This is a genomic window from Planktophila turicensis (SeqCode) (assembly GCF_965234405.1).
In the GTDB taxonomy this organism is placed as follows: domain Bacteria; phylum Actinomycetota; class Actinomycetes; order Nanopelagicales; family Nanopelagicaceae; genus Planktophila; species Planktophila turicensis.
Genome location: NZ_OZ248346.1, coordinates 581,225 through 602,286, shown reverse-complemented (window position 1 = coordinate 602,286; position 21,062 = coordinate 581,225). Strand labels below are relative to the sequence as shown.

General features: G+C 49.3%; 20 protein-coding genes and 1 tRNA gene. 1 reads left to right on the top strand and 20 read right to left on the bottom strand.

Annotation, left to right across the window (positions count from 1 at the left end; translation table 11 throughout):
- Nucleotides 1–11: 11 nt before the first annotated feature.
- Complete coding sequence (locus AC8GFK_RS03095) at nt 12–422, top strand: PaaI family thioesterase (protein ID WP_506625707.1); 411 nt, start codon at nt 12–14, stop codon at nt 420–422.
- A gap of 5 nt (nt 423–427) precedes the next feature.
- Here AC8GFK_RS03095 and AC8GFK_RS03090 read toward each other — a convergent pair whose 3' ends face one another.
- The 20 genes from AC8GFK_RS03090 to hisI all read right to left on the bottom strand — a co-directional run bounded on the left by AC8GFK_RS03090 (nt 428) and on the right by hisI (nt 21,059).
- Nucleotides 428–1,147 carry an ABC transporter ATP-binding protein gene (locus tag AC8GFK_RS03090; protein WP_506625706.1) on the bottom strand — a complete coding sequence of 240 codons (720 nt, stop codon included), beginning with the start codon at nt 1,145–1,147 and terminating at the stop codon, nt 428–430.
- On the bottom strand, nt 1,137–1,913 hold the full coding sequence (locus tag AC8GFK_RS03085; protein WP_506625705.1) for an ABC transporter ATP-binding protein: 777 nt from the start codon (nt 1,911–1,913) through the stop codon (nt 1,137–1,139). Before AC8GFK_RS03085 ends, AC8GFK_RS03090 begins: the two co-directional genes overlap by 11 nt.
- Complete coding sequence (locus AC8GFK_RS03080; protein ID WP_506625704.1) at nt 1,913–2,947, bottom strand: branched-chain amino acid ABC transporter permease; 1,035 nt, start codon at nt 2,945–2,947, stop codon at nt 1,913–1,915. The genes AC8GFK_RS03085 and AC8GFK_RS03080 overlap by 1 nt, the downstream gene beginning before the upstream one ends.
- 8 nt (nt 2,948–2,955) lie before the next feature.
- On the bottom strand, nt 2,956–3,909 hold the full coding sequence (locus AC8GFK_RS03075) for a branched-chain amino acid ABC transporter permease (RefSeq protein WP_506625703.1): 954 nt from the start codon (nt 3,907–3,909) through the stop codon (nt 2,956–2,958).
- Between the two features lie 112 nt (nt 3,910–4,021).
- A complete protein-coding gene (locus tag AC8GFK_RS03070) occupies nt 4,022–5,176 on the bottom strand; it encodes a branched-chain amino acid ABC transporter substrate-binding protein (RefSeq protein ID WP_506625702.1) in 1,155 nt (384 codons plus the stop codon).
- A gap of 171 nt (nt 5,177–5,347) precedes the next feature.
- Nucleotides 5,348–5,947 (bottom strand): ANTAR domain-containing response regulator, encoded by a 600-nt coding sequence (locus AC8GFK_RS03065; RefSeq protein ID WP_506625701.1) that lies wholly within the window; start codon nt 5,945–5,947, stop codon nt 5,348–5,350.
- Nucleotide 5,948: 1 nt separating this feature from the next.
- A tRNA-Leu gene (locus tag AC8GFK_RS03060) sits at nt 5,949–6,021 on the bottom strand.
- Between the two features lie 56 nt (nt 6,022–6,077).
- Nucleotides 6,078–7,517 carry a pyruvate kinase gene (pyk, locus tag AC8GFK_RS03055; protein ID WP_506625700.1) on the bottom strand — a complete coding sequence of 480 codons (1,440 nt, stop codon included), beginning with the start codon at nt 7,515–7,517 and terminating at the stop codon, nt 6,078–6,080.
- A 37-nt stretch (nt 7,518–7,554) separates the two neighbouring features.
- Entirely contained in the window at nt 7,555–9,009 is a 1,455-nt protein-coding gene (locus AC8GFK_RS03050; RefSeq protein ID WP_506625699.1) for a glutamate synthase subunit beta, read from the bottom strand.
- Complete coding sequence (gene gltB / locus AC8GFK_RS03045) at nt 9,002–13,519, bottom strand: glutamate synthase large subunit (protein ID WP_506625698.1); 4,518 nt, start codon at nt 13,517–13,519, stop codon at nt 9,002–9,004. The genes AC8GFK_RS03050 and gltB overlap by 8 nt, the downstream gene beginning before the upstream one ends.
- A gap of 101 nt (nt 13,520–13,620) precedes the next feature.
- Nucleotides 13,621–14,331, bottom strand: a complete 711-nt coding sequence (locus AC8GFK_RS03040; protein WP_506625697.1) for a VIT1/CCC1 transporter family protein — start codon at nt 14,329–14,331, stop codon at nt 13,621–13,623.
- 9 nt (nt 14,332–14,340) lie between these two features.
- Complete coding sequence (gene lgt, locus AC8GFK_RS03035) at nt 14,341–15,147, bottom strand: prolipoprotein diacylglyceryl transferase (RefSeq protein ID WP_506625696.1); 807 nt, start codon at nt 15,145–15,147, stop codon at nt 14,341–14,343.
- Between the two features lie 2 nt (nt 15,148–15,149).
- Nucleotides 15,150–15,821: a DsbA family protein gene (locus AC8GFK_RS03030; RefSeq protein WP_506625695.1), complete on the bottom strand. Its 672-nt coding sequence runs from the start codon at nt 15,819–15,821 to the stop codon at nt 15,150–15,152.
- On the bottom strand, nt 15,814–16,302 hold the full coding sequence (locus AC8GFK_RS03025; RefSeq protein WP_506625694.1) for a MauE/DoxX family redox-associated membrane protein: 489 nt from the start codon (nt 16,300–16,302) through the stop codon (nt 15,814–15,816). The genes AC8GFK_RS03030 and AC8GFK_RS03025 overlap by 8 nt, the downstream gene beginning before the upstream one ends.
- Complete coding sequence (trpA, locus tag AC8GFK_RS03020) at nt 16,299–17,102, bottom strand: tryptophan synthase subunit alpha (protein ID WP_506625693.1); 804 nt, start codon at nt 17,100–17,102, stop codon at nt 16,299–16,301. The genes AC8GFK_RS03025 and trpA overlap by 4 nt, the downstream gene beginning before the upstream one ends.
- Nucleotides 17,103–18,296 (bottom strand): tryptophan synthase subunit beta, encoded by a 1,194-nt coding sequence (gene trpB / locus AC8GFK_RS03015; protein ID WP_506625692.1) that lies wholly within the window; start codon nt 18,294–18,296, stop codon nt 17,103–17,105. It abuts the gene before it with no gap.
- A 9-nt stretch (nt 18,297–18,305) separates the two neighbouring features.
- On the bottom strand, nt 18,306–19,079 hold the full coding sequence (gene trpC / locus AC8GFK_RS03010) for an indole-3-glycerol phosphate synthase TrpC (RefSeq protein ID WP_506625691.1): 774 nt from the start codon (nt 19,077–19,079) through the stop codon (nt 18,306–18,308).
- Entirely contained in the window at nt 19,076–19,234 is a 159-nt protein-coding gene (locus AC8GFK_RS03005) for a hypothetical protein (protein ID WP_506625690.1), read from the bottom strand. The genes trpC and AC8GFK_RS03005 overlap by 4 nt, the downstream gene beginning before the upstream one ends.
- Nucleotides 19,234–20,718, bottom strand: coding sequence for an anthranilate synthase component I (locus AC8GFK_RS03000; RefSeq protein ID WP_506625689.1), 1,485 nt, complete (start codon nt 20,716–20,718; stop codon nt 19,234–19,236). The genes AC8GFK_RS03005 and AC8GFK_RS03000 overlap by 1 nt, the downstream gene beginning before the upstream one ends.
- On the bottom strand, nt 20,715–21,059 hold the full coding sequence (gene hisI, locus AC8GFK_RS02995) for a phosphoribosyl-AMP cyclohydrolase (RefSeq protein WP_506625688.1): 345 nt from the start codon (nt 21,057–21,059) through the stop codon (nt 20,715–20,717). The genes AC8GFK_RS03000 and hisI overlap by 4 nt, the downstream gene beginning before the upstream one ends.
- Between the last annotated feature and the right edge of the window lie 3 nt (nt 21,060–21,062).

Below are 21,062 nucleotides of genomic sequence, written 5' to 3'. Positions count from 1 at the left end.
ACTCTGCAACTATGACTGAACCTGATTACTTAGCAATCATCAAAGATCGCGGCCAAGGGGCTCTCGATATCAAGATGGGTATCGAAATGCTCGAAGTGTCGCCACAGCGCTTGGTTGCTCGCATGCCTGTAGAAGGCAATACGCAACCTATCGGCCTCCTTCACGGCGGTGCGAACGTAGTTCTTGCTGAGTCTTTAGGTTCTATCGGCACTCAGTTACATGCTGGCCCTGATCGCAAGATTGTTGGTGTTGATATCAATGCAACTCACCACAAATCAGCAACGAGTGGCTACGTCACCGCAGTTGCGACACCAGTTTCACTCGGTCGCACTCTCTGTGTCTATGAGATCGTTATAACAAACGAGGCAGGTCAGCGAACTTGTACAGCTCGCATAACCTGCCTCATTTTAATTAAGGAGTAACTTACTTAGTGAGCACCTGTTCCGAGGTAAGCCTCGCGTACAGCTGGGTCATTGAGTAGGTCAGAAGCTGCTGCTTCCTTTGTAACGCTTCCTGTTTCGAGAATATATGCACGGTGTGCGCGCTGAAGCGCCTGCTGTGCATTCTGTTCTACCAAGAGAATCGTTACGCCCTGCTTGTTGATCTCTGTGATGATGCGGAAGATATTTGCAATCATCTGAGGAGCAAGACCCATTGAAGGCTCATCAAGCAATAAAACCTTAGGACGTGCCATAAGTGCGCGACCCATTGCAAGCATCTGCTGCTCTCCGCCTGAAAGAGTTCCGCCGGCTTGTGCTGTGCGCTCCTTAAGACGTGGGAACAAGGTGTAAATGCGATCGAGATCTTCTTCCATCTCGTTCTTGCGATCAGGACGATTGAACTTACCCATCTCTAGGTTTTCAAGGACCGTCATGCCTGGGAAAATTCCGCGGCCTTCTGGAACCTGTGAAATACCAAGATCAACGCGCTCGTGGGCAGGGATCTTATTAATGCTTGTGCCATCGAATGTGATGTCGCCGCTTGAAACAGGGCGAAGTCCTGAGATGGTTTTAAGGATAGTTGTCTTACCGGCGCCGTTAGCTCCGATGAGTGTGACGATCTCACCTTGGTTTACAACGACTGATACGCCCTTGATGGCTTCAATCTTGCCGTAGTGAACGCGAAGATCTTTAATTTCAAGACGCATCTGCTGGCACTCCTAAATAAGCCTCGATAACACGAGGGTCGTTTTGTACAACTGATGGAAGATCATCTGCAATCTTCTGACCGAAGTCGAGAACAGCAACGCGATCTGAGATTCCCATGATGAGCGACATATCGTGCTCAATGAGCAGGACTGTGTAGCCCCTGTCACGAATCTTCTTGATGAGATTTGCAAGCTCTACCTTTTCCGCAGGGTTGAAGCCAGCTGCTGGTTCGTCGAGAAGAAGAAGTTCAGGCTCTGTTCCGAGAGCGCGAGCAATTTCGAGACGACGCTGATCTCCGTAAGGAAGATTCTTTGCAAGCTGGTCTGCACGGTGATCGATACCCATGAGGGCTAGGAGCTCATGTGCACGAGAATGGGACTCACGCTCTTCCTTGCGGTTAAGCGGTGTGCCAAATAGAGCACGCAAGAGACCTGTCTTCTTATGTACATCCGTTGCCGTGACAACGTTTTCGAGAGCGGTCATATCTCCGAAGAGGCGAACGTTCTGGAATGTACGTGCAAGGCCTGACTTAGTTACTTGATGGCGCTTCTTACCTGCAAGGTTTTCGCCCTTGAAGGTGATTTCGCCTGAAGTAATTGGGTAGACACCTGTGACGACGTTAAAGACTGTTGTCTTTCCGGCGCCGTTGGGTCCGATGAGTGCGCAGATTTCACCTTTGTTAACATGGAAGTTAACTTCGTTGAGCGCTGTCACACCACCGAACTTGATGGTGACGTTCTTGAGTTCGAGAAGTTTCTCAGACATTACATTGACCTCTTCTCTTCAATTTTTTCACGCTTCTTACGAGGGAGTAGTCCATCTGGGCGAAGGTTCATCATGATGATTAGAACAAGTCCGAATACCATTTGACGCGCATCAGATAAGAATCGAATGCGGTCCGGAAGATAAGCCAGTAACGAAGCTCCAACCACGACACCCCAAATGTTTCCAATTCCACCGAATACCACGCAGGCAAGAATCAAAATCGAGATATCAAATCGGAACATATCCGGTGAAATCACCATAACCTTTGATGCATAAATAACTCCAGCTGCTCCACCAACCGCGGCTCCGATTACGAATGACCAGAGCTTGTAGACCAGCGTGTTCACTCCCATAAGGGCTGCGACATCTTCATCTTGGCGGATTGCTTCCCACGCGCGACCTGGACGGCGAACTGTGAAGCGGCGAATCATCCAAATCGTCAGCAGAATAAGTGCCAAAACCAACCAGAAGAAGTTTCTGGTGTGCATTAAATCGAATTTAAGGCCAAACAAACTTGGCGGATTCGGAATTCCGGGAATTCCGTTAGGTCCCCCGGTCACTTCGATATTGAGAGCGACGATACGTACGATCTCACCGAATCCGAGTGTGATGATTGCTAGGTAATCGCCACGAAGACGTAGCGCTGGAAGTCCCAGCAGGACTCCAGCCAACATTGCGAATGCAATTCCGAATGGGAGTGTCTCCCAAGTATTCCAGCCATAAAGAGTTGAAAGGATTCCTTGGGTATAGGCACCAATTGCAAAGAATGCGATGTAACCCAGATCGAGGAGGCCAGACTTTCCGACCACGATATTCAACCCAAGCGCCATGAGCACGAACATTCCGACCGGATAAACAAGGACATTTTCATAAGAAGTAATCGGAGTATTTAAGAAACTAGTTGGGCCCCAAGATGCCGCAAGCGGAAGAAGTCCTACCAAAAAGATGACTACCACTGCGAAAATAAACCTCGTTGGTTTATTCCACTTGGACCAAATTTCGGCACCTTTATCGCGGAGATTGAAGTTATTCATAATTCTCATCACGTCCTTGTCTGCTGAACTGCTTCGCCAAATAAACCATTAGGTTTGAACAAAAGCACTACTACCAAAATAACAAATACGGTCACTGCTTTCCACTGAGAACCAAGAACCGCTGAGGCAAATTGTTCAACCATTCCCAGGGCAAGACCACCATAGAAGGCGCCTCGGAGGTTTCCAATGCCACCGAGAACTGCAGCAGTGAAGGCTGCGATTCCCATATTAAAGCCAACATTGAACACTGTGTTCTCGTAGACCGTTGTGTAAAGAAACGCTGCCGCGCCGGTAGTTAAGCCACCGATGCAAAAAGTTAGTGTAATAACTCTATTGATATTGATACCCATTAATTTCGAATTCTCTTCTGACATAGAAACAGCTCGAATTGATTTACCTAATCTAGATCTCGTAACAAATCGGTCTAGAACTACAAAAATTATGATTGGGAAAACAATTGCCATCATCGTATCAATTCGGAAGTTGGCGCCACCAAATTCACCAAATGACCACTTATCGAGAAGACGTGGGGCAGTTCTTGGACGTCCTCCGGTTAGCTGACTTACTCCTTCGAGAAGAAAAATTGAAACTCCGATTGCTGAAATCAATGATGCGAGTCGGCTAGCTCCACGTGCTCGCAATCTGCGATAAGCAACAATTTCAACCAAGATGGCAATGAGAGCACATGCAATCATCGACACAATCATTGAGAGCACTAAAACCCCAACGAGCTTAAGTCCATGGATTGAAGGAGAACTACTTGGGAAACCCAGAACCGTGACTTGGAAGTAAAGTGTTGCGAAAGTGCCCAGCATAAATACTTCTGAGTTAGCAAAGTTAATAAGTCTTAACACTCCATAGACCATTGTGTATCCAAGCGCTACAAGCGAATAGATGAGGCCGAGCGCCAAGCCTTGAAGCATGAGCGACCAAAATTGAGACGTTATAACTGAAAAGTTCATTGTGACCAATCCGATGAATGCTGATAAGTGTTAAGCGTGGTCACTTCTAAGTTGTGCGAAGAAGTGACCACGCCTTATTACATTAATACGATGTTGCTATTTGATTGCTTTATTAAGCAACCTTGTCGTAGACGACCTTGCCGCCCTTGACTACCCATCCACCAACTGCAGCAGCAGTTGTTGGATCACCGTAGCGATCGAACTTGAACTTAGCGCCACCTGCGTCAGTAAATGTGCTGTTGTTAACGCATGCCTGGATAGCAGAACGTGTCAACTTGCCTGCCTTGATGCAGTCTAGGAAGACGTTAGTTGCTGTCCAAGCTGTTTCTGCGTAAAGACCAGGAACCTTGACGCCTGTGACCTTAACGAAGTCAGCAAGCTGAGCTGCTGTTAGCAATGTAGCGAAAGGAACTGATGCCGCAGTCATGCGAACGCCTTCAGCTGCTGAACCAGCAAATCCAACGAAGTCAGATGTGTTGATTCCATCGCCACCTGCAAGGATGCCTGTGTATCCACCATCGCGAAGTGCCTTAAACAACTTACCTGCGTCTGAGTCATAACCACCGTATACGACGATGTTCGCTCCTGAAGCCTTTACCTTTGCTACTACTGAAGTGTAGTCAGCTGTCTTTTGAGCGACTGAATCTGTACCAACAATTGTTCCAAGCTTCTTAGCAGTAGGAGTTGTATCCTGCTTGATAAGTGGAGCTCCGTATGTTGATTGATCATCGATCATGTAGTACTTAGGGTTTGCAACACCTGATGCTGCGTAACGAGCAAGTGCTGGACCCTGAAGTGAGTCATTCGCAACAACGCGGTGGAAGACTGGGAAACCGTTTGACTTTGCCTTACGGTTTGTTAGGTCAACTGCTGATGCTGAAGGTGCGACCATTGTGAGGCCAGCAGCCTTGTATGCAGGGAATGAGTTACGTGCTTCACCTGAACATGATGTTCCGACGACGCCGATGATTGCCTTATCTGCAGCAACACCAGGAGCTACGTTTGCAGCAACTGTTCCGTCGCACTGTGAGTCAGCCTTAACAAGGGTGACCTTTACTGCAGGGTTTGTGCGGTTGTACTGATCAAGTGCCCAGATAACTCCTGGGATCTGATCCTGGCCAAGGCCAGCATAATCTCCAGTTAGTGGGCCCATAAATGCGAGCTTTACTGTCTTTGGTGCTGCGTTCGCTGGAGCTGTTGCAACTGCACCAAGGGTGAGAGTTGCAGCAGCAGCAATAGCGAAGCCGCTTACGATCTTCTTGTTCATGTATTGCCTTCCTGTTTTTTCTTGCTTGTGTCCCGGGACAGGGAGGTGTGAAGAGTAATGCTCAACCCATGCTTGAGACAAGGTCAAATGGTCTGAAATCGGGCGTGGGAGGTTACTTTTTGATTACGAAATTAAGAGACTTTCCTGTGGGCTGGCCAACTGCACAACGAGCTACTTATCGAGGGCAGCCTCAGGGGAAATGACCGCATTTGCGACCTCTTTCATGGTCAGGCGACGGTCCATAGCCGCCCTTTGAATCCATGAGAAAGCTTCAGGCTCTGAGAGATTGAGAGCCTTCATCAAGATGCCCTTTGCGCGATCAATAATCTTTCTCGTTTCAAGACGTTCGTGAAGGTCGGCAACTTCTTCAGCAAGTGATCTCATCTGCGTATGGCGACTAATTGCAATTTCTATGGCAGGAACAAGATCTCCGATAGTGAATGGCTTAACAACGTAGGCCATGACTCCGGCATCGCGCGCGCGATCAACGAGTTCTTTCTGGCTAAATGCGGTCAACATTAAAACTGGAGCAATCGAGATAATTTTTTCCGCTGCTGAAATTCCATCGAGCACTGGCATCTTGACATCGAGAATCGCTAAATCAGGGTGATGTTCAGTAGCGAGTGCAATTGCTTCTTCGCCATTGGTTGCTTGCGCTACAACTTCATAGCCAGCTTCTTGCAACATTTCGACAAGGTCCATACGAATGAGCGCTTCATCCTCGGCGACGAGAATGCGCACTGCTGTCTTCGATGTAGCTTCGTTGCTCATGTGCCTCGAGTCGGATTCGAACCGACACTATGCAGTGTTTGAGACTGCCCTCTCTACCGTTGGAGTACCGAGGCGTACTCCCCTATCGTATTAGAGAAGCGCGGATACGAGAAACGAGTTGGGCTGTGTACTAGCGATACGCAGCGACTACGCCGTTAACGGCATCGCCTACTGTGTGTACGCGCATAGCGTTTGTAGATCCAGGAATTCCTGGAGGTGAACCAGCAACGATCATCACAGATTCGCCGATTTCAGCGCGCTTGCCTTCGATGAGCATCTTGTCTGCCTGAAGAACCATCTCATCGGTGTGCTTGACCATTGGAGTTACCAATGGTTCAACGCCCCATGAGAGAGCTAGGCGGTTATATGTGCCTTCTTCAGGAGTGATTGCAAGGATTGGAATAGGTGAACGAAGGCGTGAGATACGGCGTGCAGAGTCACCGGATTGTGTAAATGTCACAAGGAACTTCGCACCGACAATGAGTCCAACTTCAGCAGCAGCCTTAGTGATTGCGCCGCCCTTTGTACGTGGATTAGTCATCAATGGGCGAATGCGATCGAGGCCAAGTTCTTCAGTGCGCTCGATGATGCGGGCCATTGTTTCAACTGCCTGAATAGCGAATTCTCCAACGGAAGTTTCACCTGAAAGCATGAGCGCATCTGCGCCATCAAGAACAGCGTTTGCGCAGTCTGTGGCTTCTGCGCGAGTTGGTGAAGAGTTTGTGATCATCGAATCAAGCATCTGTGTTGCAACAATGACAGGTTTTGCAGCATCGCGAGCGAGCTCGACACAACGCTTCTGGACCATTGGGACATCTTCAATAGGAAGTTCAACACCGAGATCACCGCGAGCAACCATGATGCCGTCAAATGCTGCAACGATTTCTACCAAGTTTTCAACGGCCTGTGGCTTTTCAATCTTTGCGATAACCGGAACGCGAATTCCGACTTCATCCATGATTGCGTGAACATCTTTAACGTCTGCCGCATCGCGAACGAATGAGAGCGCGATGAAATCTGCTCCTGCGCGAAGTCCCCAACGAAGATCATCTTCATCTTTTTCAGACATTGCAGGAACTGATACAGCAACACCAGGAAGGTTGATTCCCTTGTTGTTGCTTACTGCTCCTGGCTGAATGCACTTGGTGACAACATCGTTGCCCTTTACTTCAATAACTTCGACGGTAACTTTTCCATCGTCGATAAGGATGCGGTCTCCTGCTTTGCAATCTCCGGGAAGACCTTTGTACGTAGTTCCGACGCGCTCTTTTGTTCCTGAAATCTCATCAGTAGTAATCGTGAAGATATCTCCACGAGCAAGATCATGAGGACCATCAGCAAAGCGACCGAGACGAATCTTTGGTCCTTGTAGGTCTACGAGGATTGCCACAGCCTTGCCAGCTTCTTTTGCCGCAGAGCGCACGCGATCAAGGCGAGCCTGGTGCTCTTCATAACCACCATGAGAAAGGTTGAGTCGAGCCATATTCATGCCAGCGGCGATGAGCTCCTTAACCTTCTCTGGAGATTCAACTGCTGGACCCATCGTGCAAACAATTTTGGCGCGGCGCATGTCGGTACCTTATCTGTGCTTAGTAGTTACTTAGAAGTTAGACCATGAGTTGGCGAGTTGTTGGCTCGATAGGTGCAGGGAGTTGAGTCTCCCCTGCGAGATATCGATCCACTGCAGCTGCTGCTGAGCGACCTTCTGCAATTGCCCACACAATGAGAGATTGACCACGGCCAGCATCTCCTGCAACGAAGATTCCTTCTTCGCTGCTCTGGAAGTTTTCATCGCGACGAATATTTCCACGTTCGTCGAGTTCAACCTCAAGCTGATCGATAAGCGCTGATTTTTCAGGACCCGTGAAGCCCATTGCGAGGAATACGAAGTCCGCTGGGAGTTCTTTTTCAGTTCCTGGAACTGGCTCGAACTTTCCGTTCTCGAACTTTGTTTCAACAATCTTGAGGGCTTTGAGATTGCCATTTCCATCGCCAACAAACTCTTGAGTGCTGACAGAGAAGATTCGATTATCGAGTTCTTCATGTGCGCTAGAGACGCGATAGATCATTGGGTATGTAGGCCATGGCTGTGAAGATGGACGCTCTTCAGTTGGACGAGGCATGATCTCAAGTTGAGTAACACTCGCTGCACCTTGACGTACCGATGTACCAAGACAATCAGCACCGGTATCTCCGCCACCCAAGATGATGACGTGCTTACCTGCAACGTTAATTGGCGGAACTTCGATTTCACCGAGCGCTTGCTTATTGCCCCATGGCAAGAACTCCATCGCTTGATAGATGCCCTTATTTTCGCGGCCAGGAATAGGAAGATCGCGCCATTGCGTTGCACCCATGGCAAGAACAATTGCGTCGTACTTAGAGCGAAGATCTGAACCAGTAAGTTCTACACCAACGTTAACGCCTGGACGGAAGCGAGTTCCTTCCTGCTCCATCTGAGCAAGGCGACGATCAACGATGTGCTTCTCCATCTTAAATTCAGGAATTCCGTAACGTAGAAGTCCGCCGATTTTCTCAGCGCGTTCGTAGACGGCAACTGTGTGACCTGCGCGTGTGAGTTGTTGCGCTGCTGCAAGTCCTGCAGGACCTGAACCAATGACTGCAACTGTCTTGCCAGAGAGACGGTCTGGTGCAAGTGGCTTCACATTGTTGGCATCAAATGCTTCTTCAATGGTGCGAAGTTCGACCTGCTTAATGGTGACTGCATCGCGGTTAATTCCAACAACACATGCGGTTTCGCAAGGAGCTGGACAGAGGCGACCTGTGAACTCTGGGAAGTTATTTGTTGCGTGAAGACGATCAATTGCCTCGTTCTTATCTCCACGATAGATGAGGTCATTCCATTCTGGAATGAGGTTACCGAGCGGGCAACCGTTATGACAGAAAGGAATACCGCAATCCATGCAACGACCAGCTTGCTTCTGCAAGTGCTCGAAAGATTGTGGTTCGTAGACTTCACGCCAATCTTGAATACGAATATCTACGGGACGTCGCTTTGGAGTCTCGCGAGGTGTGGTCATAAAACCCTTTGGATCAGCCATTTGCTGCTACCTCCATGATGTATTCATCGACTGGTAAACCTTCTTTAGTTGCACGCTCAATCGCTGCGAGCACCTTTGCGTAATCGCGAGGCATAATGAGTGAGAAGCGTGAGATTTCTGTATCCCAGTTCGCAAGAAGCGCTGCTGCGATTTCTGAACCAGTCTCGACATGGAATGAAGAGACGATTGCTTTGAGATTCTCGCGTTGATCTGCAGGAACCGCCAAGATATCAACCATCTCGGTGTTGACCACTGCAGTATTGAGATCGAGAACAAATGCGCGACCACCAGACATACCGGCTGCAATATTGCGACCAGTCTGTCCGAGAATAACGACAGTTCCGCCAGTCATGTATTCGAGTGCGTGATCACCCACGCCTTCGACGACTGCAATGGCACCTGAGTTACGTACACAGAAACGTTCTCCAGCTAAACCACGGATGAAGATGTCACCTGATGTTGCGCCATAACCAATGACGTTTCCTGCGATGACGTTCTTCTCGGATTTAAAGGTTGCCTTCTCATCTGGACGAACAACAACGCGTCCACCAGAGATGCCCTTGCCGACATAGTCATTTGAATCACCGTAGAGGCGAATTGATACACCTTGTGGCAAGAATGCACCGAGTGATTGACCGGCTGAACCATGCAGAGTGACATCGATTGTTCCGACAGGAAGTCCCTCTGCGCCGTAGCGACGAGTAACTTCAGCGCCCAACATCGTTCCAACAGTACGGTTGACGTTACGGACAGGAAGATCGATTCGAACAAGCTCTTTCTTATCGAGCGCAGCCTTCGAAAGCTCGATGAGCTGGTTATCCAGCGCTGCAGCTAAACCGTGATCCTGCTTCGTTGTGTTGTGTAGTGGTGAATCAACATCTGGACGAACAAGAAGTGGTGAGAGATCAAGACCGCTCGCCTTCCAGTGGTCGACGGCATCGCGTGTATCGAGATATTCGACATGTCCGATCGCTTCTTGCAATGTGCGGAAGCCAAGGGAAGCCAAGATTTCGCGAACTTCTTCTGCGATGTATTCGAAGAATGTTTCAACGAATTCAGGCTTTCCAGAGAACTTCTTACGAAGTTCTGGGTTCTGTGTTGCAACGCCGACTGGACATGTATCTAAGTGGCAGACGCGCATCATGATGCAACCTGAAACAACAAGTGGAGCTGTTGCAAATCCATACTCTTCAGCGCCAAGAAGTGCTGCGATAACCACATCGCGACCTGTCTTGAGCTGGCCATCTGCCTGAACAACAATGCGATCACGCAAGTTGTTGAGAAGAAGAGTTTGTTGCGTTTCAGCAAGGCCGAGCTCCCAAGGAGCGCCAGCGTGCTTAAGAGATGTCAGAGGTGATGCACCAGTTCCGCCATCGTGACCTGAGATCAAGACAACGTCTGCATGCGCCTTTGAAACACCAGCTGCAACTGTTCCGACGCCAACTTCAGCAACAAGTTTGACGTGAACACGTGCATCCTTATTTGCGTTCTTAAGGTCGTGAATTAATTGAGCAAGATCTTCAATCGAGTAAATATCGTGGTGAGGTGGTGGAGAAATAAGTCCCACACCCGGAGTTGAGTAACGAGCCTTCGCTACCCACGGATAGACCTTGTAGCCAGGAAGCTGTCCGCCTTCACCAGGCTTTGCTCCCTGTGCAATCTTGATCTGAATATCTGTTGCATTGATGAGGTAATTACTTGTTACACCAAAACGACCAGATGCAACCTGCTTGATTGCGCTCTTCTTAGAGTCACCATTTGCCATGGGAATAAAGCGAGCAGGATCTTCTCCGCCTTCACCTGTGTTGGACTTAGCGCCCAAGCGGTTCATGGCGATGGCAAGTGTCTCGTGAACTTCTTGTGAAACAGAACCGTATGACATCGCACCAGTTGAGAAGCGCTTTACGATCTCTGAGATTGGCTCGACTTCATCGATGGAAATTGGTGCGCGTTCTCCATCTTTAAATTTGAAGAGTCCGCGTAGAGTCATGAGCGTCTTGCTCTGATCATTGACCTTATCTGTGTAGCGCTTGAAGATGTCATAACGCTTATTGCGAGTTGAGTGCTGGAGCGCAAAGACTGTTTCAGGGTTGAACAAGTGTGGTTCGCCATCGCGACGCCACTGGTACTCGCCACCTACAGCAAGACGCTTTGCGCCAGGAATTTCTCCGCCTACAGGGTATGCAAAGTGGTGGCGCTTAATGGTCTCTTCTGCGATGACATCGAGATCGACGCCACCAAGACGTGAAGTTGTTCCGACGAAGAACTCGTCGACAACATCTTGCGCGAGACCAATCGCTTCAAATACCTGCGCGCCTGTGTAAGAGGCGATAGTTGAGATACCCATCTTGGACATCACTTTAAGAACACCCTTACCGAGCGCCTTGATGACATTGCGGACTGCCTTTTCAGGAGCAATGCCAGTGATGATTCCTTGATTGACGAGATCTTCTGCAGTCTCCATAACAAGATATGGGTTTACCGCTGCTGCGCCGTAACCAATAAGAAGTGCAACGTGGTGAACTTCGCGCACATCGCCAGCTTCAACAACGAGACCGACCTTGGTACGTGTCTTCTCGCGAATGAGGTGGTGGTGCACTGCTGCTGTAAGTAGGAGTGATGGAATTGGGCAATCTTCTGCATCGCCATCACGGTCAGAGAGAACAATGACGCGTGCGCCATTTGAAATTGCATCTGAAACTTCGCGCTTAATCTCTTCAAGGCGAGTACGAAGAGTGTTTCCATCTCCAGTTACTGGGAAGAGGCCACGAACAACGTATGCCTCGAGCTCTGGATAGTCATCGTCTGCGTTAACGTGGATGATCTTTGCAAGTTCATCATTATCGATAACCGGGAATGCAAGCGAGATCTGCTTGCAAGATTCTGGACCTGGATCGAGCAGGTTGTGCTCTGGACCAATGGATCCCCCAAGACTTGTTACCAACTCTTCACGGATTGCATCGAGTGGTGGGTTAGTTACTTGAGCGAAGAGCTGTGTGAAGTAATCAAAGAGCAGACGAGGCTTTGCTGACAGTGCCGCAATTGGAGTATCAGTTCCCATGGAGCCGAGAGCTTCTCCCCCGCCCTTTGCCATCGGTGTCACGATGATTTTGATTTCTTCTTCTGTATAGCCAAAAGCTTTCTGGCGGCGAATAACTGATTTATGTGGGTACACAATGTGTTCGCGTGATGGAAGATCTGAAAGCTTGATCATTCCATCCTTGAGCCATGTGCCATATGGAGCGGCATCAGCAAGTGAATCCTTGATTTCATCATCTTCGATGATGCGTCCTGCTTCGATATCAACTAAGAACATCTTGCCTGGTTGCAGGCGGCCCTTACGGACAATCTTTTCTGCAGGGAAATCAAGTACGCCAACTTCTGATGCAAGAACTACAAGACCGTCATCGGTAACCCAGAAACGTGATGGACGAAGCCCGTTGCGATCGAGTACTGCACCTACTTGATGTCCATCGGTAAATGTCACACACGCTGGACCATCCCATGGCTCCATGAGTGACGCGTGGAATGCATAGAACTCGCGGCGCTTTGCAGACATCGTTGCATGGTTCTCCCACGCTTCTGGAATCATCATCAAAACTGCATGTGGAAGTGAACGTCCACCGAGATAGAGAAGTTCGAGAACTTCATCGAAAGAAGCAGAGTCTGAGCCTGACATTTCGACAATTGGGAAGAGTCGCTTGAGATCTCCACCAATCAAATCGCTTTCAAGAAGTGATTCGCGGGCGCGCATCCAGTTACGGTTTCCCTTAACGGTATTGATTTCACCGTTGTGTGCAATAAAGCGGTAAGGGTGCGCCAACGGCCAAGATGGGAAGGTATTTGTTGAAAAGCGTGAGTGAACGAGTGCAAGTGGAGACACAACGCGCACATCGCTGAGATCAGGGAAGAACTCTTCCAGCTGGCCAGTTGTAAGCATTCCCTTATAAACAATTGTCTGAGATGAAAGTGATGGGAAGTAGAGATCGAGAGCGTGTTCTGCGCGCTTACGAAGAGCGAAAGCCAAACGATCAAGAACAATTCCGGATTCGCCATTTTTGCCAGCGACAAAGAGTTGCTTGAACTGAGGCATTACTGAAACTGCAGTCTTTCCTAGTGAAGAAGCGTTAATCGGAAGCTCGCGCCAACCAAGAACGGTAAGGCCCTCTTCTTCTGCAATCTTTGCTATTTCTGCTGTGACATCTGCGCCTTGTGCAATAAATGCGATACCAGTGGCATATGAACCTTCAGCTGGTAAATCAAACTTGGTTTCTGCGCGATAGAAAGCATCGGGTACACGAATTAGGATTCCTGCACCGTCGCCTGAATCAGGTTCAGCTCCTGATGCACCACGGTGTTCGAGATTGCGAAGGGCAGTAAGCGCCTTCTCTACGATTTCGTGCGTTGCAACTTTATTGAGGGTAGCCACCATCGCGACGCCGCATGCATCGTGTTCGTTTGCAGGATCGTAGAGTCCCTGCGCTGCGGGATAGTTCGATGAAAGTGCCATAACCCGTTGTCCTTTTTTAGTGAATCAAAAGGGACAACTTTGGCCCGGTGAAGCGTGGGTGAAACGGTAAATCAGTAGCGAAAGGGTAGCAAGGGGGTTGGCTAGATGCCACTCACATGCAAGAGCTGGCCGATTCCAGCGGTGATTGCCATACCGAGGCAGCCACCCGCAATCACGCGGATAGTCGGAATAAATAGCTTGGAACCGGCAGTCTTGGCACTAATGATTCCAGTAGCAATTAAGCCAACAATCGTAAATCCAACGATGCTCCATGCCGCTTTACCTGCTGAAGGGGCAAAAGCGCCAGCGAAAGGAATCAATCCACCTGCGGTGAAGCTGAGCGCCGAAGCGATCGCCGCTTGAACTGGACGAGCCTTGGTGTGTGGATGCTGCCCTAGCTCATCACGCAGATGTGCTTCGAGAGGATCCTTCTTATGCATCTCGGTGACAACTTGCACTGCGAGTTCGCGAGTTAATCCGCGTTCAATATAGATATGAACGAGTTCTTCAAATTCACCTTCAGGATCGATGGCAAGGTGTTCGATTTCAAGAAGTCGATCTGATTCTTCAATATCATTTTGAGAACGTACCGAAACATATTCTCCGACAGCCATCGACATTGCACCTGCTGCAATTCCTGCAGCTCCTGCTGTGACAAGAAAACTCTGTTCGCTTCGCGCCGCAGCAACACCAATCATCAAACTTGCTGTGGAGACGAGCCCATCATTTGCGCCAAGAACAGCAGCACGCAACCAACCAGCGCGGTGTGTGCGATGGTGGAGATTGCGTTCATAGACATCTTCGAGCGCCATCTTTCTAGCCTACCTCGTACGTCGCATAATTCGGCTGAAGGCAACGAGCCCTGCAGCAAAAATCAGCGCTGCGACATATTGATTGAGACGAAGACCACCCAGAGCATGCGCTTCATCAATGCGAAGTCCCTCGATGAAGAATCGGCCGAGACTGTATCCGCAGATGTAGAGAGCGAAGATGGCACCCCCAGAAAGACGAGGGGTGAGACGAATCAAGACGATCGCAAGGACAGCGCACCAGATCGATTCGTAGAGAAATGTGGGATGAAAAGTTGAGAACTCTCTAAAACCAACTGGGCGAAGATATTGAGGAATCTCGAGGGCCCACGGCGCAGTGAGCGGGCGCCCAAAGAGTTCGCCATTAAACCAATTACCCCAACGACCAATCGCTTGTGCGAGAAGTAACCCTGGAGCAAGTGCTCCAGCAAACTCTGAAAATGGTGGAAGTTGAATCTGCTGAGCGCGCTTTCTATATGCCACATACGCACCACCTGCACCGAGTGCGATAGCGCCCCAGATTCCGAGACCGCCTTCCCAGATTTTAAATACGTTAGAGATTGATCCGTTGCTTCCAAAGTAATTTTCTGGAGAAGTAACGACGTGATAGAGCCGTCCACCAATAACTCCAGAAGGAACAGCGATGACAGCAATATCGCCGACAACGCCTTCGACGCCAGAGTGCGCAGAAGTAAAGCGTTTGTCAGCCACCCAGATTGCTACAGCGATTGCCGCAATGATGCAGAGCGCGTAAAAGTGAACAGTCAGCGGACCAATCTCAACTGCCGACGTTGTCGGAGTTGGGAAGGCGTACTTCATATTTATCCGCGTTCGACTGCTGCCTTGAACTTATCGGCGTTGAAGTATTCGCCATTGCGATCAATCTCTTTACCGTTGATAAATACAGTTGGAGTTGAATTCACATTTGCCTTGGCTCCGGCAGCTGCGGCATTTGATACCCAGCCTTGGTATGCCATGTCATTGACGCATGATGAGAACTTCTTCGATGTGATGCCTGCAGCCTGACCAAGTACTACAAGTACATCGGTTGACCAGACACCGGTATTTTCAGCTGGCTGATTTGAATAAAGAGCGCGGTGGTATTGCAAGAACTTTCCTTCATCAGCTGAACATGCTGCTGCATTTGCAGCGTTCACAGATTCTTGTCCGAGGAATGAAAGGGTGTGATAAACAACTGTTGCCTTCTTATCGGCGATAAGTGATTCGATGTAATCGCCCTGGAGGCCTTCAAATTGCGCACAGACTGGGCATTGGAAATCTTCGTAGATATCAATAACCGGAACACCCTTGAGTTCGTCATTGAATACGATTCCATAACCGCGATCAGCAGAAACGCTTGCTGGAGTCTTTGCAGATGAATCTGTCTGCTTTGAGAGAAGTGTCGGTACCAACATGATGAGAAGTACGCCTACAACTACTGCAACAACGAGATTGCGAGTGAAGTTATCTTTGCCTGGTTGTTGTTTAGTCATTTGTGCCTTCTCCTGTTTGGGTGAGAGATTTCGGTTCTTTATCGAGACCAAATTTAGTGTGTGGGAAGAAAGTTAGGTACACGGCAAGCAGAGTGAGGCCCGTGTCGCGCAGAAGCGGCGTTAAATAATCTGCCTCACCTGGTTCAACCTGCCCCCCGCCACCGAAGCAGCCGCAATCGATGGAAAGTCCGCGTGCCCATGCTTGTGAGATTCCAATCATGAAGGCGAACATCAGTAACCCGCTTGCGAGAGCAGATAGACGAGTTGCGGCGCCCAAGACAAGAAGAATTCCGACAGCTAATTCAAAGAATGGGAGGAAGACGCCCATGAAATTTGCTAGCGGGATGGGAAGAAGTTCGTAGGCGCGAACTGCCATCTGCGACTTATCGAGCTCATCAAATTTCAGGTATCCGGCAACAATTAGGGTTCCGCCTAGAACGAGGCGGGCCACAAGTCCGATCCATGGAAGATATTTCTTCATCGACCTTCACGTACTCCTAACGATAATTCGCTGGCAAGGTTCTTTACCGCTTCCAAACCTGTTGCTTCATCAGGTGCATCAAGTAAAGCTTTAATAAATGCTGAACCCACGATGACACCATCTGCATAACCTGCAACACCTTTAGCTTGTTCGCGCGTAGAGACTCCGAGTCCCACCGCGATAGGAAGTTGTGATGTCTTACGGATTCGTGCGACTAAATCAGGTGCGCCCGATGAGACTGTGGTGCGAGTTCCGGTAACGCCCATCAAGCTAGCTGCATAGATAAATCCTCCGCAGCGTGAAGTTACTTGAGGCAGACGAGTGTCAGTTGTACTTGGTGCGACAACATAGATGGGATTGATTGCAGTCTTTTCGACAGCATCTTTCCAAGGCGCAGATTCTTCAATGGTGAGGTCGGGGGTAATAACGCCAGATCCACCATTATCTGAAATCGACTGAGCAAACTTTTCAACGCCGTACTTTTCAATGGGATTCCAGTACGTCATAACAACCGCTGGGACGCCTGCATCGGTGGCAACTTTCAGCGCTTCAAAAACTTCTTTCGCACCTGTCCCTTGAGCAAGTGATTGATCAGCTGCTGCCTGAATCGTTGGGCCATCCATAACTGGATCGCTATAAGGGAAACCGATTTCAATGGCATCGACTCCGCCATCGACAAAAGCTTGAATTACTTTCTTGCAACCTTCGATGCTGGGAAAACCAGCAGGGATATAGGCGATAAGTGCGGCGCGGTTTTCGGCGCGTGTTTTTACGAAGAGGTCATCGAGCGCAGTTGTCATTTAGAGAGGGATTCCAAAGTATTGAGCTGCAGTGTGAACATCTTTATCTCCGCGTCCAGAGAGATTGATCAAGATGATTGCATCCTTGCCTAATTCATTTCCTACTTGAAGCGCGCCAGCAAGAGCGTGCGCAGTTTCGATTGCAGGAATGATGCCTTCAGTCTTACAAAGAAGTGCGAATGCATGCATCGCTTCTGCATCTGTGACTGCGCGATACTCGGCGCGGCCAATGTCATGCAGGTATGCATGTTCTGGTCCTACGCCTGGGTAATCCAATCCAGCAGAGATTGAGTGAGACTCAATGGTCTGACCATTTTCATCCTGCAGAACATATGTGCGGTTTCCGTGAAGAACGCCAGGTGATCCACCCGTAATGGTTGCTGCATGGCGTCCTGTTTCAACGCCATCTCCAGCGGCTTCGAGTCCAATGAGGCGGACATCTTTATCACCAATAAAACGATGGAAGATTCCAATTGCGTTAGAGCCTCCGCCAACGCAGGCAAGAACTGCATCAGGAAGTCGGCCGGTTAGGGCGAGAACTTGTTCGCGAGATTCTTCGCCGATGATCTTATGGAAATCACGGACCATAGATGGGAAAGGATGTGGACCGGCAACGGTTCCGAGCATGTAGTGAGTAGTTTCAACATTGGTAACCCAGTCGCGCATCGCTTCGTTGATTGCATCTTTGAGTGTGCGCGAACCTGAAGTAACGGGAACTACTTCTGCGCCTAACAATTTCATACGAGCAACATTGAGAGCCTGGCGCTTTGTATCTTCTTCGCCCATGTAGACAACGCACTCAAGACCCATCAGAGCTGCAGCAGTTGCAGATGCAACGCCATGTTGTCCCGCTCCAGTTTCAGCAATGATGCGCTTCTTGCCCATGCGCTTTGTGAGGAGTGCTTGACCAAGCACGTTATTAATCTTGTGGCTGCCGGTGTGATTGAGATCTTCGCGTTTAAGAAGAATACGCGCTCCCCCTGCATGTTCGCCAAAACGCTTTGCTTCGGTGATGATGCTGGGACGACCTGTGTATGTACGGTGTAGTTCGGCTAACTCTTCAATAAATGTTGGATCTGTCTGGGCTTTGATGCGAGCAGTGTCTAGCTCTTCAAGCGCTCCGATGAGAGCTTCAGGAACGAAGCGACCGCCATAGGGGCCAAAGTGTCCTGCGAGATCATCGACAGTCGTCATGGCGAAAGACTACCTGCGCCCAAGTAGTTCCTGCATGGCGGAAATTGGATTCCCAGATTTCACAAGAGTTTCCCCGACCAAGATCGCTGTTGCGCCAGCGTTCTGAGCGAACTCGACGTCTGAACGAGTTGCGATACCTGATTCGGCGACCCGAATCACATCAGCAGGAATACGCGGGATGAGGTCTGCAAATGCGGCGCTATCGACATCGAGGGTTTTCAGATTCCGTGAATTAACTCCGATGATGCGCGGTTCAATATCCATCGCGCTCTCGAGTTCTTGCGCGGTATGTACTTCAATGAGAGAAGCCATTCCTAATTCAGTTGCAAGATCGTAGAAATCTCTGAGCTGGCTCTTTGAAAGTGCGGCCACGATGAGAAGAACAATATCTGCGCCATGTGCCCGCGCTTCTAAGAACTGATATTCATCGACCATAAAATCTTTTCGCAGAACTGGAATTGTGATGCGCTTTCGCACAGCATCAAGATCTTCGAGTGAGCCACCGAAGCGACGGCGTTCGGTGAGAACGCTGACAGCTGCAGCGCCCGCTTCTTGATATTGCTCGGCAAGAGAAGCTGGATCTGTGATTGTGGCAAGTTCTCCTTTGCTTGGAGATGAACGCTTTACTTCTGCAATCACATTCATCTCGTCGCGAGATAGGAATGAATGCGCATCTAGTGCCGGCGCAGTCTCTTCCATACGCTTATGAATCTGCGCCAATGGAAGACGTCGTGCGGCAAGATCTTCGCGAACACCTTCGATGATGGAATCAAGAACGCTCATGTGCGGTCCTCTGTTGGATCAATTCCTTTATCCATTGCATTCCATGGCGTGAGCTTCTTTGGCTCGCGTTCATAGCGTGCAGAGAGACGAATTCTTCGACTGAGCGCAATTGCAACTACGGAGACAAGAAAGAGGGATAGTCCTAATTTGAACATTAGCTGCGCTTCAATTCATTAGCAGCAGTAATTGCGCCAAGAACGGCAGCTGCCTTGTTGAGAGTCTCTTCATTTTCAGATGCTGGATCTGAATCTGCGACGAGCCCTGCTCCCGCTTGAACGTATGCAGTCCCCTTGTGAAGTAGCGCAGTACGAATGGCAATACAGGCATCAATATTTCCTGTGAAGTCGAAGTAACCAATAGCGCCGCCATAAAGTCCGCGACGAGTTGGTTCGAGAGTCTCGATAATCTCCATAGCGCGCGGCTTAGGTGCTCCAGAAAGTGTTCCGGCAGGAAAGACTGAGAAGAGTGCATCGATAGGTGTTGAATCTTTTCCAAGCTTTCCGATGACTGTGGAAACAATATGCATGACGTGTGAATAACGTTCAATGTGCATGAAGTCGATTACTTCGACGCTTCCGGGTGCACAGACGCGGCCAAGATCATTTCGGCCCAAGTCAACGAGCATCAAATGCTCTGCACGTTCTTTAGGATCGGCAAGAAGTTCTTCTCCGAGGCGAATATCTTCTTCGACCGATGCAGAGCGACGACGTGTTCCAGCGATTGGGTGGACCATCACTTCGGTACCAGTTACCTTGACGAGCGCTTCTGGGCTTGAACCGACGACTTCGATTCCATCTTCAAATCTGAAGAGGTACATATATGGGCTTGGATTATTGAGACGAAGCATGCGATACACATCGAGTGCATCGGCTGCGCACGGCATTGAGAATCGCTGCGAAAGAACTATTTGGAAAGCTTCGCCCGCGCGAATCTCTTCTTTGGCAATTTCTACCTTAGACATAAATTCTTCGGCGCTCATATTGCGATCAAATTGAGGCGCTGTCTTTGCCGGGATCTTTGAGACATCTCCAGCAAGAGGTGCCATAAGTTCGGCTTGCATGCGATCAAGACGAGATACCGCATCTGCATAGGATTCATCGATACGTTCGTTTGAGCCATCCCAGTTAATGGCATTTGCAATCAACGTGATGGTTCCTTCGCTGTGATCCATCACAGCTAAATCACTCGTTAACATAAATGCGATTTCTGGCAGATCGATATCCTTTGTAGCAAGGTTTGAAATCTTTTCCAGTCTGCGCACAGAGTCATATCCCATGTATCCAACAAGGCCACCTGTAAGAGTTGGAAGCCCTTCAATCTTTGGAGACTTCAGGTGTGCCACTGTTTTGCGCAAAGCTTCAAGAGGATTCATTCCTTGCGGAACTCCGGCAGGTGGTTTTCCTAGCCATACCGCGACACCATCTTTTTCGGTCAGCGTTGTCTGGCTATGCGCGCCAATAAATGAGTAGCGAGACCAGACTCCCCCATGCTCGGCAGATTCCAAAAGAAAAGTTCCGGGCAAGTTCTTTGCCAGCTTCTTATAAATATTGAGCGGGGTTTCGCCATCGCCTAAGAGTTTGCGATAGACAGGAATGACGTTGTTGTTCTTCGCGTACTCGCGAAATTCTTCAAGCTTCATCGCGCAATCTCGATATTTCTATGGAAGCAGGTGCGATCGCCTGTGTGGCAAGCAGCCCCGGTTTGTTCAACCTTAAATAGAAGTGCATCTCCGTCGCAATCAAGAGCGATCGAATGTACGAGTTGTGTATGGCCAGAAGTGGCGCCCTTTTCCCAGAGTTCATTGCGGCTACGTGACCAATATGTTGCGCGCCCTGTGGCAAGAGTGGCGGCAAGTGATTCCGCATTGACATAGGCGAGCATCAAGACTTCACCTGAGTGAATATCTTGTGCAACGGCTGGAATGAGAGCTGCAGGATCTTTGAGGAGCGCAGAAATCTCGGGGCTTAGCTCTGTGCTCATATG